Source organism: Prosthecobacter sp., from assembly GCF_034366625.1.
Taxonomy (GTDB): Bacteria; Verrucomicrobiota; Verrucomicrobiia; order Verrucomicrobiales; family Verrucomicrobiaceae; genus Prosthecobacter.
The window spans coordinates 937,442-954,571 of sequence record NZ_JAXMIH010000008.1 but is presented as its reverse complement, the minus strand read 5'-3'; the positions used below and the strand labels follow the sequence as shown (position 1 = coordinate 954,571).

Here is a 17,130-nt window from a genome sequence, read left to right as displayed (position 1 = left end):
TTACTGGGCGCTCAGTTTATTCCACATCGCAAGCATCACTGCGCCGCGAGTTTCTTTCGTCTGTGGAGTTGGATTCACTTCAGCTTCTTGAACAGCCTTCGCGAGCTGCATCGGCTCCAGCGTGCCTTTTTGGAGGTTAGAGAAGCCTTTCTCCCACGCTGCCTTCACGGCTTCCGTGATCGGAGCATCAAGTCTCGCATCGTAGCTGGCAAAAAAGCCTTTCGTGCCAAAATACTGCGCGGCAGGCACGCGGGGATCGTCAGAGGTCACATCAAGGTCGTTGAAGAAGCTGATCATCACGCGACTGGTGGCGAGTTTGCGGATGAGGAGATCGGGATCGAGCTTTCCCGGGGTTGTTTGGCCTTTCACGGCGAGTCCGGCAGCGAAGCCGGCACTTTCGCCGAGCTGCATCCAGCATGGTTCCAAACGAATCGCACCCCAGCCGACATGCGATGCCGAGATCGCCACAGGCACGAGCAAGTTCTCGACCTCATTCGACAACAACGAGCGATACGGCACCTGCGCGGGGCGGGATTCCTCGCCGAGAAAGAGGATGCCGTCCGTGTTGCCGCCGGGAGCCTTGCGCGGCAGGCAGGCGACGGAATCGACCGGCCAGTCGGTCATGGCGATACTGTCGGTGTGAATCGGTGTGCGGGCGATGCCGTCGGCGATCACGTTGTCCTGCTCTTTAAAAACATAACGCCCGACGAGACGCCGTGCTTCGCGAACGTATATCTCGTAAGGCGCGTGGTGATTGTCGGGGAACTCATCGGCGGCGAGGCCGTAGTTCTCGAACTGCTTGCGATCTTTTTCCGGTGCTTCGGGATCGTTTTGCACCCACCACAGGCGCATGAGCATGCCTTCGAGGTAGCGCTTTGAAATGGCCTCGCGTGTGGGCCAGTCGGCGCCGGGATACTCGTTCTGCGGGCCGATGAGGCGTCCACCGTTCCAGGCAACCTTCTTGTTCGGCAGGTTCGGCACGAAACCGCCGCCACCAGCGGCTTTGGCGATGGCGACATCGTAATTCGCGGGCTTCGTGACCATGATCTTGTTCGCCGGATCACGCGTGAGCACGAGGCGGTAGTTGTAGGCCATCACGCTGCCATCGGCCTCGCCGCTTTGCGGGCCTTCGACGATATCGGCGGTGGCGTGGCTGTTGTAACGGATGTTCAGCGTGCCTTCATCGGCAGCTTTGGGGAAGCCGCGCTGGCCGGGTTCTTTGTGGCGTTCCTGGGTGTAAATGACGCCTGCGTGCTTCTCGCCGTATTGCGCGCGCGATTCACGGCCAATCTGCGTCTTCACGTCTGCGGCGGCCATGAGATCGCCCTCATACATGCCATCGGCGAAGACCTTGCCACTGACCGTGATCGTGCTCTCGCCATGCATCGGCTTGAGGGTGACGTTTTTGATCAAAGCTCCGTCGCGCTCCGCCTTCGTGACGATGTAGCCGAGCAGCACAGTCAGCGTCTTCTCCTTCTCGACCATCTGATTGAAAAGCATCTCCGCGATGCGCGGCTCGATCTTTGGGCGGTCGATGTGCGCACGACTGGTCTTGCTCGGCATCGAGAGGATGTGCTGTGGCGATTTCTCGCCGTAGGTCTTCGCATAATACTGCGCCGCGCTGGTAATCATCTCACCATAGATCGGCGAGCGCAGACCATCATAGGGTGCCTCCCAGCCGCCTGCTCCGCTGGTGGAGAAACCACCGAGGTGCTGCGTGTGGTTCACCAGCAGGACGCTCAAGCCTTCACGAGCCGCACGCACCGCACAGGCGATGCCGCCTGGCGTGCCGCCGATGACGACGAGGTCATACGATTTGCCATCCACGTCCTGAGGCTTCGCGGCGCTCTGCAAAAGCATCGGCGGCGGGATTTTTACCGGCACAGGCGCGGCGCTCGTCTTGATGGGAAAACCAGCGTCGGCGCGTGTGTTGCGCTCCGCAATGGCCTCGGCCTCCGGCACGAGTTGCAGGCCATCGACGACGACATAGCCATCCGCGCCCGCGTTTGAAATTTCGATGCTGCCCGATTTGCCTTTCGCAAAGGCAAACACGCCGAGCGAACGCGGAATGCCGTCCTCCAAACACGCTTCGCGCTGGTTCTGCGTCACGACTTTCTCGCCATCAGCACCACGAATGGTGATCTGCGCCTTCTGCGCCCGATTCGATGAATGCACATAAAGCAGCCGCACCTCATAGTTGCCATCCGCTGGAATCTCAGGCGTGAACTTCGCCACCGCGTCCGACTTCTTCGCGCGATCATCATGACGATACGCTGCGCCGACGAGTGGCGTGAGCTTGTCAGCCAACTTCCACGTGCCGGTGAACTCCGCCGCGTCGTCGTCGAGCACGATGCCCGCCGTTTTACGCTCCGCAGTCGCGTTCGTCGTCTTTTCCGCCTTGTCCGTCTCCGCGAGCATGAAGCGCGTGCTCACCACCGAGTTCTGCTCCACACCGGGGCGATACTTGATGTAAGTCGTCGCGACAATGGTGCCATCCGGCAACAGTTCGAGGCCCGGATAACCGCAATCGCTGCCTTTGTGGCTGTGCAGCAGCTTGATTTTGTATTCGCCATCCGTGCCGCTGACGATGTCCTCGTAACGACCAACCCATGCGACGAAATGCGCACGCGTAGGGCTATCCTTGCCCATGTCGCGGAAGGCGATGACGAGCCTGCCATCGGGCAGATAGACGTGCTTGTGGCGGTCGCCATGCAGGCCCGGCGGCAGCCCCTTCACCTCCGACCACGTCTTGCCCTCGTCATCGCTCGTGATGAAGTGAGCAGGCTGGCTGCGGATATTTTCGCGGATGAGGCAGAGCAGTTGTTTGCCATCCGGCGAACGCACGACCTCCGGCTCGCAGGGCTTCAAATCGCCGAGATCAACGAGCACGCGCCACGGACTCCACGTCAGCCCGCCATCAGTCGATTCGCTCTGCGTGACGACGTTCGATTTCGTGTCCTTTGTCTCGCCGGGACGACGAATGTTGGACAACCCGATCAGTTTCTTCCCGCCCTCCACTGGCATGATCGTGCAGAAGGGCATCACGCACTTCAGGCCGTTGCTCTGCATCGGCGACCACGTCTTGCCCTCATCGGTGGAAACGGACTGCTGCATCGTGCCATCCGGCCCTTGCCCGGCATAAACGATGAGCCGCGCCGCGCCCTGCGGATCGGTGAGGCGATAGATCGCCGGGCAGTTTTTCACCTTCCACCAGTTCTCCGGCACCGACAGCTCCTCGCTCCATGTTTTGCCGCCGTCATCACTCCGCTTCAGCGGCCCCGCCGTGCCGCCATGGCCGTGCGTCCACACACAAAACATCGTCTTCCCATCCGGCATCAACAAGGTCGTCGGATGGCCTTGATAGACCTCCGCCGTGCCTTGCGCGATGATGACGTGGCGCTGCGTGTCTTGAGAGAGATCGACCGTCGGCAACGGTGATGCAGCCTGCGTGATGAATGCAGGCAAAAGCGCGAAGAAGGACAGCCAGGGTTGGGAGATGCGTTTCACTCTCTCAACACGTCAGCGATGCGTGGCGGCTATCTGGTAAGTTTGGAAGACCACTTGTCAGCGCAGGCGCACCATGGCCTTCCTCACGGAGAAGGCGTCATCGCCGGAAAAGACGAGATGCAGCGTTTTGCCGTCGGCGCTCATCCATTTCGCGGGGAAGTCGCCGTGCTCGCCGGGGCCGGTGTCCCATTGCGGAGTGAAGAAGGCGGTTGTCCATGGTCCCCATGGCTCCGGGGCGTCGTAGATGGCGAAGCCGCCGGTGAAGCGGGTGTCACCGCGATCATTCGTGACGCCAGGAGACTGCGGAAGGTGCTGCCACCAGAGGTAGCGCTTCAAAGGAGCGCAGTAGGTCATCGCGGAGCGAAGGCAGGAGCCTGGATGAGTGAAGACCGGGCCCCGCTGTGTGATGTCATTCGTCCAGACCGGCTGGCCACTGGCGTCGAGCTTCGCGAAGAACTCCCACGCTTCACGCTGTGTGAGCTTGTCTTTTGGTGCGCGCATCAGGATGAAACGATCCGCCGGTGTGTCGGCGCGTGGATCATCGTGCGAGTAGGCATACACAAACGCATCACGCGCCCCGGCGTAGTCTTTGCCGAAGTTCACAAAGCCCATCATGCCGAACTCGGCGAACTTCCAATCCGCGAAGGTCCAGGTCTTCGCATGATCCTGCGACCACGCGAGCTGTGCCATCGCGCCGTTGTTGTCCGCGTGGCCGAGCCAAAGATTCAGCACGCCATCCACGCAGAGCATGCCCCAGCCCTTCTTACCTGCGCGACCTTGACCGAGCTGCTCGGCGGCGGAACGCACATTCATGCCAGTAAAATCATTGGGCGAGCCAGTGATGCGCGCGAAGCCCATGCTGAGCTTCTTCTCCACCTTCGGCACGAAGCCTGTGCCGTCGCCCCAGGTCGTGTAGAGCGCGTCATCGTCCGCCCAGGTCAGCGGCCAGTTGTCGCCATCTTTTGCGGCGCGGATGATGCTCTCCTTCGGCGACCAGTCGATGCCTGCGATGACGGGACTCGGCGGATACGGCGGCATGAGCAGCGTCTTCGCTGGAGCGATTAGCAATTGGTTCAGCGTTGCCTCGACATGCGGGTCGTTGTTCCGCTTTTTCAAAAGATAACGCTGCCTGCCATCGGTGGCGGGCTGCCAGTCGAAGGCCATGTCCTCGCGTAGATCCATGCGGCCCGGTGCGGAGATGTCCCAGCAATCCGACAAGCCGCGCACCGCATGCAACACCGTCGCGAGATCGGCCACATGTCGATTCTTCGTCGTGCCGCCGAAGTAGTGCTCATAGGCGCGGCGCACGGGATTGTCAGTGGGTGTCGTGGCGAGTGATTCGCCGATTTGCAGGCCGCTGGGCACGGAGCAAACCTCGCGCCCCGCAAAGACGACTTCGCCGGGCCAGTGATGGATGACGAAGTGAGCGGAGGCCGCATCGCGCTGAAAGTTCACGTTGCCGAGCTTGAGATCATCCTTCGGTGGCTTGCCGATGAAATTGCCGCCCATGCAAATCCAGCGCGCGACCTTGCTGCGGACCAAATCGGCTCCGCCGGGCGTTTGCAGCAGGTTTTTGAGATTCGTGAGATAACCAACGGTGACGATCACGACCGAGTGATCCGGTTGTTTCGCCAAAATCTCGCGATACACCGTCACCGCGTCCGAAACTGCCTCCGCCGAGGTCACGCGATGCTGAAACTCCTTCGCGATCTGCGCGGCGAACTTCGACTTCTCCATCACACCCGCGCCTTTGACCATGCCGAGTGGCAGATCGGGCCTGCCGCGATAACGATTGATCGCATCCACCGTCGCGATGGAGTTCACCTCCGGCACGCTCGTCACCGTGGCGAGGATTTCGCACTCACCGCGATCCGCCAGCGCGTGCAGCACCGCCATCGCACCCGCGTCATCGCAGTCGGTGAGCATGTCGGTGTCGAAGATGATCTTCACCGGCGCTGCGGCGATATTTGTCAGCACGCTAATGCTCCACAAAAGGGCCAATAGCCAAATATTGGATGGAATGGTTTTTTTCATTCACTTCGCCTTCCTTTTCTTTTTCGGTGAGACCGGTGTCGGGACATGCTCGGGCTTCGCGGGATCGTAGTTCGGATTCGGCAGCGGCATCTGCGCTCCGATTTCATTGCGCCATGCATGGAGGCGTTCACGGAGTTGTTTCGCTTTCTCCGGCTGTGCGGCGGCGAGGTCGTGCTGCTCGCCGAGGTCGGCTTTGAGATCATAAAGCTCTACGTGCATGTCGTTGTAGAACTCGATGAGCTTGAAATCGCCGCTGCGGATTGCGCCGAAGGGCATGGAGCCGCCGAGCTGGTAGTGCTGATGATGCGGGTAATGCCAGAACAGCTCGCTGCGGATGATGGTGCCGCTTCCGCGCAGCAGTGGCACGAGGTTGAGACCATCGCGGCCTGATGCGCCGGTGGTGGAGCTTGAGGCCACGGGCGGAACGCCGGTCATTTCGAGCAGCGTGGGAAAGACATCCATCGTGATCGTCGGCGTGTCGGAGATGCTGCCGGGTTTCGTCACTCCAGGCCAGCGCACGATCAACGGCACGCGCAGACCGCCCTCGTAGGCCGAGCCTTTGCCGACACGCAGTGATTTGTTCGCCGTGGTGGGCACGCGGCCGCCGTTGTCAGAGGTGAAGATGACGAGGGTGTTCTCCGTGAGCTTGTTTTCCTCCAGCGCGGCGAGCACGCGGCCCACGGCGCTGTCCAGGCTCTCCATCATGGCCGCGTAGCCCGTGTTTGTGTGCATGAGGCCGGGCTTGAGCTTCGCCTCGTATTTCTTCACCAGATCGGCACGACCTTGAACCGGCGTATGCACCGCGAAATGCGGCAGGTAGAGGAAGAAGGGCTTGTTCTTGCTCCGCACGACGAAAGCCGCTGCCTCCTCGCCAAGTCGATCGGTGAGGTAATCGCCGTCCTTGCCCTCCGTGAGCGTGGGAATCTTCCACGGAGCGATGTAACTCGGCGGTGAACCGGAATTCGTGCCCGCAATGTTCACGTCAAAGCCCTGCTTCTCTGGCACATGCTCTCCTTCACCGAGGTGCCACTTGCCGATGCTCGCCGTGGCATAACCAGCCGATTTGAAGACCTCCGCCAGCGTGATTTCATCCAGCGGCAGAAACTTCGTCCACTCGGGAACGAGCAGCTTCGGATTCTCCGGCATGCGGCCAGGAATCCAGTCGGTGATGTGCGTGCGGGCGGGATATTTACCCGTCATCAATGCGGAGCGCGTGGGCGAGCAGACCGTGCAGGCCGCGTAGTTCTGCGTGAACTTCATGCCCTCACGCGCGAGCCGGTCAAGATGCGGCGTCTCATAAAAATCACTGCCGTAGCAGGCGAGATCACTCCAGCCGAGATCATCAGCGAGAATGAGCACAACATTCGGCTGCGCTGAGAATGACGACTGAAGAATGCCGAATGACGATAGCAGAAAAAGGATCGCGAGCTTCATGGCTCTATTTGCCAGACCACGTCAGCACTTGTCCATCCTTTTCCAGGCGTGCCTTCAGCTTGGCGTAGTCCACCTCTTGAGCGGCGACTTGATCATCCATGGCGAAACAGGCCGCTGTGGCCGCGCTTTGGCTGGTACACATGAAGACCGGCTCCATGCGGATGCTGGCAAACGCGACGTGGCTGCTGCTCAGGGCGAAGGTGACGAACAAATTTTCACACTCGCTCCGCTTTGGCACGATGGCGTCGTAGCCCACGGCATACGGCGGCGCACCATCGCGCCCTCCGGCGACCTTGCCTTCACGAGCGAGCACGCCGTCCTTCACGATGCGGCGGATTTCATGCACGTCGGTGCCGTAGCTGCCGAGTCCGACGGATTTTGTCACGGGCTGCCGACCAAAGGTGTGATGCTCGGTCATCACGAGATCGCTGATCATGCGCCGGGCCTCACGCACATAGATTTGATGCGGCCAGCCGCCGTTGTCGGTGAACTCGTCTTTTGGCAAACCGAAGCGCTGCATGTCCTTGCGCACCTTCTCCGGCACACGCGAATCAGTCGCGAGGAAGTGCAGCAGGCCACGGTGGTAGTCCTCGTGCTCTTTGGCGATCTTTACTCGGTCGGTATAGCTCGCCTCCGGCCATGCGTGACTCGCGCCGGGCAGATTGCCGCCAAAGGTGGCCGTATTAAAATCCCACTTGTCGTTCGGCAGCGGATCGTGCTTCGAGAACCAGCGCAGGTCCATGTCATCGCCGATGGCGAGGCAGGCTTCGATGAACCGTGCGACGATCTCATAGCGCTTCGGATCGTAATCCGACGGTGGCGTGATCGGGATCATGTTTGCAGGGTTCGTCGTCAGGCAAAGGCGGAAGCAATAGGCCTGCACGCCCGGCGCAGGATCACCCTGTTTGCCGAGATCGCCTTCGTTGATGAGCGGTAGCAGTCCGCTCTTCGGATCGCCCTTCACCACATAGGGATCGAGCGGGAAATCGCGATCCCACACGCCCTGACCACCCGGCACACGACCATGCGGCCCAGGTTTGAGATGGTTCGTGCGCGGGATGTATTTCTCCGTGTAATGAATGCCATTGAGCGTCTCGCCATACTTCGCATTGCCTTCGCGCATGAGCGTGTAGCTCACACCGGCCTTCGCCATCAGATCGCCCTCGTAACTCGTGTCGATGAAGACCTTCGCGCGAAACACATCACCATTCTCCATGACGAGCTCGGTGATGCGCGCGCCTTCCTTCTTCACTGAGTCCAGTCGCGCTCCGAAATGCACCTTCACGCCCGCCTCCTTCGCCATGTCGGTGAAGACCTGCTCCGCCTTGTGCGGCTCGATGGCATACGCGCCGCCCGTGGCCGGACCACCTCCGCCATCACCTTTAAAAGCCTTGTCCCAGGCCAGCGTGACACCCACCGTCGCCGCCAGCTTCGTGAAATACTCCCGCGCAATGCCGCCCACCGAACGCGGATCGCCAATGTCCACAGCGCTGAGCCCGCCACTGGTCATACCGCCGAGATGCTTGCCTGGCTCGGCAAGGACAACCGACCTGCCCATCCGTGCGCCCTGCACCGCCGCCGCCGCGCCGCCGCTGGTGCCGCCATAGACACAAATGTCCGATTCGATGACTTCAGCCGCGCATGTGGAGGAAACGAAGGCCAAGGCAAGCAGGAGAGATTTCATAAGGTTGGATTGAACCAGACGAACCAACCCCGCACGCCTTGCTGGTCAAGAAGCCTGACCAGCCGCCACATCGAAAATTCAGCACCACTCTTTCATCCGACATTCCAGGCAATGTTCACCCATGAGACACGTTGAATCAGGCCCGATGAAATGCCTGCTCTTGCTCCTGCCACTTCTCTGCCTCACCACACATGCCGCCGACTGGCCGATGTGGCGTTTTGATGCGGGGCGCACGGCTGCTTCCGATGAAAAACTACCCGCGAAGCTCCAACTCGAATGGGAGCGTGCTTATTCGCCGCGCGAGCAAGTGTGGGATGATCCACTGAATCACGATCTGATGCCCTACGACCGCGTGTTTGAGCCAGTGGTGCTCGGAAACAAGCTGTTCATCGGTTTCAATGATCGCGACAAGGTCGTGGCGCTCGATTTGAGCACGGGTGCGGAGGCTTGGTCCTTTTTCACTGGCGGGCCGGTGCGACTGCCGCCGGTGTGCTGGCAGGGGAAAGTGTACTTCACCAGCGATGACGGGCATCTTTACTGCGTGAACGCTGACGATGGCAAAGCGGTGTGGTCCTTCAGCGGTGCGCCATCAGCGCGGAAGGCGCTGGGCAATCGCCGTCTCATCTCCGCATGGCCTGCGCGTGGTGGTCCGGTGATCCGCGATGGCAAGGTGTTCTTTGCCGCTAGCATCTGGCCCTTCATGGGCACGTTTCTTTATTCGCTGGATGCGGAAACGGGCAAAGTCGTGTGGGTGAACGACGGCACGGGTGCGGATTTCATCAAGCAACCGCACAGCGCGTCTTCCTTTGCCGGTGTGGCTCCGCAAGGGGCCATGCTGGCGACGCAAGACACGTTGCTCGTGCCGGGCGGACGCTCCGTGCCTGCGGGTTTCGATCTCGCGACGGGTGCCATGAAATACTTCCATCTGAACGATGGTGGCAAAGGCAATGGCGGCTCCTTTGTGGCCTCGGGCGACAAGCATTTCTACGTCCACACCCGCGAACGTGGTGTGCGTGTCTATGATCTGAAAACGGGTGTCGCAGGCAAATCGGTGATGAACGAGCCGGTTATCGATGGCAGTCGTCTCTTTGATTCCGACGCGGAAAAGGTGCGCGAACTCGGCACGAGCGAAAAAGTGCTCTGGGAAGTTAAAGCGGATGGCTCTGGCGATCTCATCAAGGCTGGCGATCACCTCTACGTCGCAGGCAAAAGCAGCCTCAGCGCCATCGTCTTGGCTGAGAAACCCAGCGTGGCATGGACTCTGGCAGTCAAAGGCGAGGTGCGCCGACTTCTCGCCGCGAATGGAAAGCTCATCGCGGTGACTCTGGATGGTCGCATTCAGGTGTATGGAGAAGGAAAGAGCATCGGACGCCTCGAATCAAAGCCACAGAAGCTCGCTGCTAATGCTGTGCCGATTGCACAGACCTTGCTGGAGAGAGCAGGAGACGAAGGTGGCCATGCGTTGATCTTCGGCACGGAGGATCGAGCCTTGATCGATGCACTGCTCGCCGGATCGCAGATGCAGCTCACCGTCGTCGAGCCAGATGTCGAGAAGGTGGATGCTTTGCGCCGTGAATACGACGCGCTCGGCCTTTACGGCACACGCATCACATTTCATGTGGGCGATGCGCTTTCCTTCCAGGAACCCCCTCACTTTGCGCATCTCGTCATCTCACCGACTGCGCATCTCACCGCCGCTTACGCCTCCGTGCGGCCCTATGGCGGTGTGATGCTCTGCCGAGGCGCGGCGGATGCGAGCGGGCTGGAGAATGGGAAGGTCGAAAAGCTCGGCGCAGACTTGCTCATCACCCGCGAAGGCGCACTGCCCGGTGCGGCGGACTGGACGCATCAGTATGGCGACATCGGCAACACCGTGAAGTCCGACGACAACCGCGTGCGTGCGCCGCTCGGCGTGCTGTGGTTCGGGGGTAGCTCAAACATGGACGTGCTTCCGCGTCATGGTCACGGCCCGCCTGAGCAGGTGGTGGGCGGACGCCTTTTCATCCAGGGCATGCACAGCGTCAGCGCGCGTGATGTTTATACCGGTCGCGTCATCTGGAAGCACGACTTCAAAGACCTCGGCACCTTCGGCATCTATTACAACGAGACCTACGCCGACACGCCGCTGAGCACGGCCTACAACCAAAAACACATCCCTGGCGCGAATGGTCGCGGCACGAACTACATCGCCACCGAGGACGCCGTCTATGTGGCGCTGAAAGGCGAGTGCCAGATGCTCGACTCACGCACCGGTGAGCTGAAAAAGACGATCAAACTGCGTGAGAATGCCAAAGATCCCGCGCAGTGGGCCTTCATCGGTGTGATGGAAAATCTGCTCATCGGTGGCGATGACTTCGCGCACTTTAGCCTTCAGTTTGGCACGGTGAAAAGCCGCACGAGCGCCCCCATCGAGGATCTTTCCGCCAGCGGAGGTCTCGCCGTGCTTGATCGCCATAGTGGAAAGCTGCTTTGGCGTGTGAAAGCGCGGCACAGCTTCCTGCACAACGGCATCGTCGCTGGCAACGGTCGCATCTACTGCATCGACAAGCTCACCGCTCATGCCGAGAACCTGCTGGAGCGGCGCGGCGCTGATCTGCCGAAAGATTACCGCGTCATCGCCCTCGATGCGCACACGGGAAAAGTGCTGTGGGAGCAGGAGAAGGACATCTTTGGCACCTGGCTCGGTTACTCCAAGGAGCATGATGTTTTGCTGCAAGCCGGAGCCAAGGCGAGTGATCGCATCTCATCGGAAGTCGGCGATGGCATGATCGCTTATGAGGGCAAAACAGGCCACGTGCGCTGGCAGGATCTGAAGCGCGTTTATACCGGCCCCTGCATCCTGCATAACGAACTCATCCTCACCGGCGCGAACTCCTACACCAGCTCCGGTGGCGCTTTCAGCCTGCTCACCGGCGAGCCGCATTTCGTGAAAAACCCGCTCACCGGCAAGATGGAGCCGTGGCGGCTGAACCGCACCTATGGCTGCAACACCATCATCGCCAGCGAGCACCTGCTCACCTACCGCAGCGGCGCGGCGGGCTTCTACGATCTCGACAGCATGAGCGGCACCTCGAACCTCGGCGGCTTCAAATCCGGCTGCACCTCCAACCTCGTCGTGGCGAATGGCGTGCTCAATGCGCCCGACTACACCCGCACCTGCACCTGCGCGTATCAGAACCAGACCTCGCTCGCGCTCATTCACATGCCCGAGATGGAGATGTGGAGCTACAGTCAGTTCGGACTCGATGGCAAACAAGGCGACCGCATCCTGCGCGCTGGTATCAACTTCGGCGCTCCCGGAAATCGCCGTGCATCCGACGGCACTCTCTGGCTGGAGCATCCACACGCCGGCAGCGGCAATGCACCGCAGCTCGGCGTCGAAGGCATCGACAAAGAGGTGACGTGGTTCCGCCGTCACAGCTCGCAAATCGATGATGCTGGCAAAAGCCAGCCATGGATCGCCGCCTCCGGCTTCATCGGCGAAGGGGAGATCATCATCACACCATCGCTCCGCAGACCACTGCTCGTGAAGCCCGTCAAAAAAACCGACGACGATGACGACGACAAGCCAGGCAGCAAAAAGAAAACAAATGCCAAGGCCAAACCTGCCACGCCAGCCGTGCAGGAGCCGCTGCTCAAGATCGACTATCCGCCTCTCCCGCACACCGTCCGTCTGCACTTCAGCGATCCCGACAACCTCCCTCCCGGCGACCGCATTTTCAATGTCATGCTGCAAGACAAAATCGTGCTGGAGAACTTCGACCTCGCCAAAGAAGGCGGCAGCGTCGTGCGCGAGTTCAAGAACATCCCCAGCGGCGCAGAGCTGCGCATCAAGCTCCAATCCGCCGTAGGCTCCAAGGCCCGGCCCGTGTTGTGCGGCGTGGAGTTTGCCGCTGAATAGGCTGATCAGGCATTTTGTCCCACCGCCAGATCGACAAACACGACAGAAACCGGTTCCCCGGTCTTCTGCGTGACTTCGAGGCTGTTCTTGCCTTCACGCAGCAATCGCGCAGGCACGATCCAAGCACGCAGTTCATCCGGTTTCGCGATCATGGATGGATAAGGCACGGCAAAGGGTTCCGAGACATCGGTGGAAGCAGAAATGGCCTCGCCGTTGAACGTGGCGATCCATTCGCCATCGCCGAGCGGCTTGTCGGCTTGAATGCGCACCCGCGCGTCGTGCTTCCAACCGTCAGCGGGCGCGGCGAGGTCAAAGTTAAACTTCGCAGGCTTGTTCAGTTCAATCTTGCGTGGCACGGACAGTGGCTTCGCGCCGGGAGAACGCCAACCGTATGCAATGAACCAATGCTGTGGCTGCCGAGCGAGGGTTTGCGGGTCACGCAGCGCTTTGAGCGCTTCAAACGGCGGCTCTCCGAAAATACCACGGCCTTCGCCCTGACCGTGCTGGCGGTAATAGGCAAAGTTGAACAGGCTGATGCCGTCCGCGCCGCGTGCATAAGCCAGATGCGCCGCAGTGTGCAGATGTTCGCGCGTCGCACGACGAAATGGAAACACGTCATAACCAGCCTGCACTTTGTCGCCCTTCCAGATCGTGTGGCACAGCTCGAAGTAGAGCGCTGCACCTTCGGTTTGTTTGCGAATGACGGCCAGATCATGCTGCTGTGTGGTGAAGTAGTGCGCGGAAGCGTTCACCATGTCGAGCCCGGCGGCGACGAGTACTTTCAAATCGAGTCCGAGCACATCAAGCGCGGGCAGGTAGCATGGCACACGCGCGCAAAGCCAGCGATTCGGCCCGAGCATCTGCCGCACTTCTTTGACGAGGTCTGTCATGATCACGCGGCGTTGCTCCAGCGGTGTTTCCTCGCGAAAGTAGCTGTAGAAGCGCAGGAAATCGAGCTCCAGGCCGTCGAGGTCGTAGTTCTCGCAAAGCTCGCGGATCAGCGCGAGCTTCTGCGCCCGCACCTCGGGCACGGCGAAGTTGTGCACGAGATCAGCGCCACGCTGCGAACCGGGCTTGATGCGATACTCGGGATGCTCCGCATAAAACTTCGTCACGCTCATGCCGATGCTGCTGCCCGGTTTGTCGCCTGGCTTGGGATCGACGAACTCCTTGTGATGCGCGTCGTTCATGCGGAAGGAGACGAATGCCGCCTGTCCCTTGGCGCGGCAGCGGTCGATGAAGACCTTCACCACATCGCCACCATTGAGCACAAACTGGCCGAACGAATCCGGCTTTTGCGCATAACGCTGCCTGATCCACGCATAGTGTTCCGCCAACGGCAGCACCTTGCTCGACCACATCGGCACCATTCCCAGCCCAGCCTGGAGAAAATGCGCGTCCACCAACCCCGCCACCTCATCAACCGATGCTTCGAGCATCTCCTTGCGGAAGGGCTCTCGCGCCTGATGAAACGGACTGACGCAGGAGGTGATGTTCGTCGTGTCGTTGCTGTAAAGAACGCGAAAGGGAGCCTTGCGCGGTGAATCCGCCGCAATGAGCGGCGTGGCGGCGAGTGTGTGGAGAAAGTGGCGGCGGTTCATGGCAGCGATGCTTTCCAACCTACTTTCAACTTCTCAGCAAGTTCCTTCAGCGTCTCCGCATGTTCTGAATCACCAGCAAGGTTGGTCGTCTCCTGCGGGTCGTTGAGTTCATCATACAGCTCGGTGCCCGCAGGCTGCTGCTTCAAATCGTGCCACTCCGTGTATCGCCAGCGTTCGGTGCGGATGCTGCGGCCGGTGTAGGGCGGTTTGCCGGTGCGGAGGTATTGGCTGAAGGCGGCTTTTTTCCACGGTTGATCAGGCTTTTCGAGCAACGGGGCAAAGCTGGTGCCTTCGAGATGCTTCGGCAGCGGCAATGCGCACAGCTCTGCCAGCGTGGGATAGAGATCGACCAACTCCACGAGGGCTTTTGAGCGCTGGCCTGCTGTTTTCATGCCGGGAAGGCTCACGATGAGTGGCACGCGGGTGCCGTTCTCGAAGTTGGTCATTTTCGTGAAGACGCCGTTTTCGCCGAGGTGGTAGCCGTGATCGCCCCAGAGCACGATGAGCGTGTTTTCACGCAAACCGAGCCGGTCCAGCTCATCGAGTACGCGACCAAGCTGTGCGTCCATGAAGCTCACGCAGGCGCGATAGCCGCGGATGAGATTCAAAGCCATCGCGTCCGTCACCTTGCCGTTCTCAGGCACGGTGCCGTAGCTGCGCAGCTCGTAGTTGTTGTGAAAAGCAGGCTCCGGCGCGCCTTTGGGGCGCTGCGCATTTGCGGGGAGCTGGATCGACTCCGCCGGATACAGATCCCAATACTTTTGCGGGCAGGTGAAGGGCAGATGAGGCTTCACGAAACCGACGCCGAGGAAAAACGGCTGCCCACCGGCTTTGAGGCGCTGGAGTGTCTCAATGGCTTTTTCAGCCGTCTGAGCATCAGGATAGGAGCCATCCGGCTCGTCCGCAGCCTCAAACGGCGCCGCGCGGAGCTGCTTCGGCTGCTTGGCTTTCGGCAGCGCCTTGAGCTGCTTCACATAATCGAGCGATTCTTTCGTGAACCAGTGTCGATACGGCTCGCCATGATACCACGCCGGCTCGCTCCATGATTGCGGATCATCGCCCGGCTCGCGCTCGCTGTGGTGGAAGATTTTGCCGAGGGAGAGGCTGGTGTAGCCGTGATTTTTGAAATGCTGCGGCAGTGTGACCACATCCGGCATGTTCGGCCGCATGAAGTGCTGGTTGTCGAGCACACCGGTCGTGTCCGGCCTCGTTCCGCTGAGCACGCTGCTGCGCGACGGATTGCACACGGCGACCTGGCAGTAGGCGCGTTCAAACAACATCCCGCCTGCGGCGAGCTTGTCGGTGCTGGGTGTTTTCATGTGCGCGGCGCCGTAGCAGTCGAGTTCCGGTCGCAGATCATCCACGGCGATGAAAAGGACGTTCAGCGGCTTCGCCGCGAATGACGAATGCAGAATGACAAATGACGAAATCGAGAAAAGCAGTCGGCGCATGAGATCAACGTTGTTTGGATTTGGCTTCCGCCTCGCGCAGGCGCTGGACCTTGGGCTTGTAACCGGCGGAGGCGTTCACCTGGGTGGAACGAAGGTGCGTCAGCAGCTTTTCGCGCATCGCATGGAGGGTTTCGCGATGCTCGGGCGCGGTGGAGAGGTCCTTCTGCTCCAGCGGATCAGCTTCGAGATCGAAGAGGTATTCGCGTTCCTCGTCGGCCCAGTATTTGAAATGATCATCACGCGCCATCATGCGCAGTGGCACCTTGTCGCCGATCTCACTGACGGCGATGGGGCGGATGCGATCTTTTTCGCCGCGAGCGACGGGCAACAGCGATTTTGCAAAACGTCCGGGCGTCAGCTTGCCACCGACCGCCTCCACGATGGTCGGATAAATGTCCATCATCTGCACCGGAGCCTTGCTGCGGCCTGTCTTGATCTGACCGGGCCAGCGCAGTACCATCGGCACGCGCACAGACTCCTCATAAAAGCGGCCCTTCGTCAGATAACCATGCGCGCCCATCATTTCGCCATGATCGGCGCTGATGGCGACCAAAGCACTGTCCCAGGTGCCGCGTGCTTTCATTGCTTCGACAAGCCTAGCCACGCAATCATCCACCAGCGCTAGTTTGCCGAGGTAGTTCGCCAGCATACGCTTCGTCTTCTCGTGATTGAGCGCCCTCCCCTCGCGCAGATACTTCTCCGGCACATTGGCGGGCAGCGTGAGCTTTTCAGGATCGAACATCGTGGCGTAATCACCCGGCGCATCCAGCGGCGGATGCGGTGAATGCAGGCTCACCACGAGGCAGAGCGGCTTCTCCTTCGGCTGCGCGCGGATGAGATCAACCGCGAGGCCCGTGGTGAAGACATCATGATAGTCCTCCGCTTTCACCACGCTCGCACGAGGCGCGAACTCGCCACTCACATAGCGCCCGTGCAGGTCATCGGCCACGGCTTGGAGCAGGCCGAGCTTTTGCAGATGCTGCGAGTAGGGATCACGCCCCTTCGTCGAGTCCGGCGGGCCGGAAATGTCCGCCACATGATCCAGACCCAGCGCCTTGAAGAACGCGCCGCTGTTCTTGAACTGCTCATGCCACGCCGGACCTGCCGTCCAGTGCGTCTTGCCGATCTGTGCCGTGGTGAGGCCCGCACGCTGGATGTCGAGAAACATCGGCGCGTCCTCCGGCTTCGGATAATAACCCGTCGCATTGCCCCACAGCCCGTGGCCTGCATTGTGCGGATACAAGCCCGTGAGCAACGACACGCGAGCAGGCATGCACACCGGCGATGTGACATAGCACGCATCAAAAATCATGCCCTCCGCCGCGATGCGGTCCATGTGCGGCGTGCGCACCTCCTTGTTATCCCAACCCGTGAATCGCGGACTCCATTGATCCGCGAGAATAACGAGCACGTCCGGCTTGTCGGCAGCGGTGAGCAGATGGCTGAGGGCGAAAAGTGAAAAGACAAGCGCACGTCGCATGATCGCTGTGAACGTAAAGCGGGTGGGTTTGTGTCGTC

Annotated in this window: 8 protein-coding genes; 1 reads left to right on the top strand and 7 read right to left on the bottom strand. The window is 60.5% G+C overall.

Features of this window, described 5'->3' with window-relative positions:
* The 4 genes from U1A53_RS12145 to U1A53_RS12130 are packed head-to-tail and all read right to left on the bottom strand — an operon-like array spanning position 1 to position 8,659.
* A complete protein-coding gene (locus U1A53_RS12145; RefSeq protein WP_322281218.1) occupies positions 1 to 3,507 on the bottom strand; it encodes an FAD-dependent oxidoreductase in 3,507 nt (1,168 codons plus the stop codon).
* 57 nt (positions 3,508 to 3,564) lie between these two features.
* Positions 3,565 to 5,484, bottom strand: a complete 1,920-nt coding sequence (locus U1A53_RS12140; protein ID WP_322281216.1) for a nucleoside hydrolase — start codon at positions 5,482 to 5,484, stop codon at positions 3,565 to 3,567.
* Positions 5,485 to 5,541: 57 nt separating this feature from the next.
* Positions 5,542 to 6,975, bottom strand: a complete 1,434-nt coding sequence (locus tag U1A53_RS12135; protein WP_322281214.1) for a sulfatase — start codon at positions 6,973 to 6,975, stop codon at positions 5,542 to 5,544.
* Between the two features lie 4 nt (positions 6,976 to 6,979).
* On the bottom strand, positions 6,980 to 8,659 hold the full coding sequence (locus tag U1A53_RS12130; RefSeq protein ID WP_322281213.1) for an FAD-dependent oxidoreductase: 1,680 nt from the start codon (positions 8,657 to 8,659) through the stop codon (positions 6,980 to 6,982).
* Between the two features lie 145 nt (positions 8,660 to 8,804).
* Here U1A53_RS12130 and U1A53_RS12125 point away from each other — a divergent pair, with 145 nt between their 5' ends.
* Positions 8,805 to 12,560, top strand: a complete 3,756-nt coding sequence (locus tag U1A53_RS12125; protein WP_322281211.1) for a PQQ-binding-like beta-propeller repeat protein — start codon at positions 8,805 to 8,807, stop codon at positions 12,558 to 12,560.
* Positions 12,561 to 12,565: 5 nt separating this feature from the next.
* On the opposite strand, the gene U1A53_RS12120 is transcribed toward U1A53_RS12125, so the two are convergent.
* The 3 genes from U1A53_RS12120 to U1A53_RS12110 are packed head-to-tail and all read right to left on the bottom strand — an operon-like array spanning position 12,566 to position 17,092.
* Positions 12,566 to 14,161, bottom strand: coding sequence for a hypothetical protein (locus U1A53_RS12120; protein WP_322281209.1), 1,596 nt, complete (start codon positions 14,159 to 14,161; stop codon positions 12,566 to 12,568).
* The gene (locus U1A53_RS12115) at positions 14,158 to 15,612 is read right to left on the bottom strand and encodes a sulfatase (protein ID WP_322281207.1); all 1,455 of its coding nucleotides are present in this window, start codon (positions 15,610 to 15,612) and stop codon (positions 14,158 to 14,160) included. The genes U1A53_RS12120 and U1A53_RS12115 overlap by 4 nt, the downstream gene beginning before the upstream one ends.
* Positions 15,613 to 15,616: 4 nt before the next feature.
* On the bottom strand, positions 15,617 to 17,092 hold the full coding sequence (locus U1A53_RS12110) for a sulfatase-like hydrolase/transferase (RefSeq protein WP_322281206.1): 1,476 nt from the start codon (positions 17,090 to 17,092) through the stop codon (positions 15,617 to 15,619).
* Positions 17,093 to 17,130 lie beyond the last annotated feature (38 nt).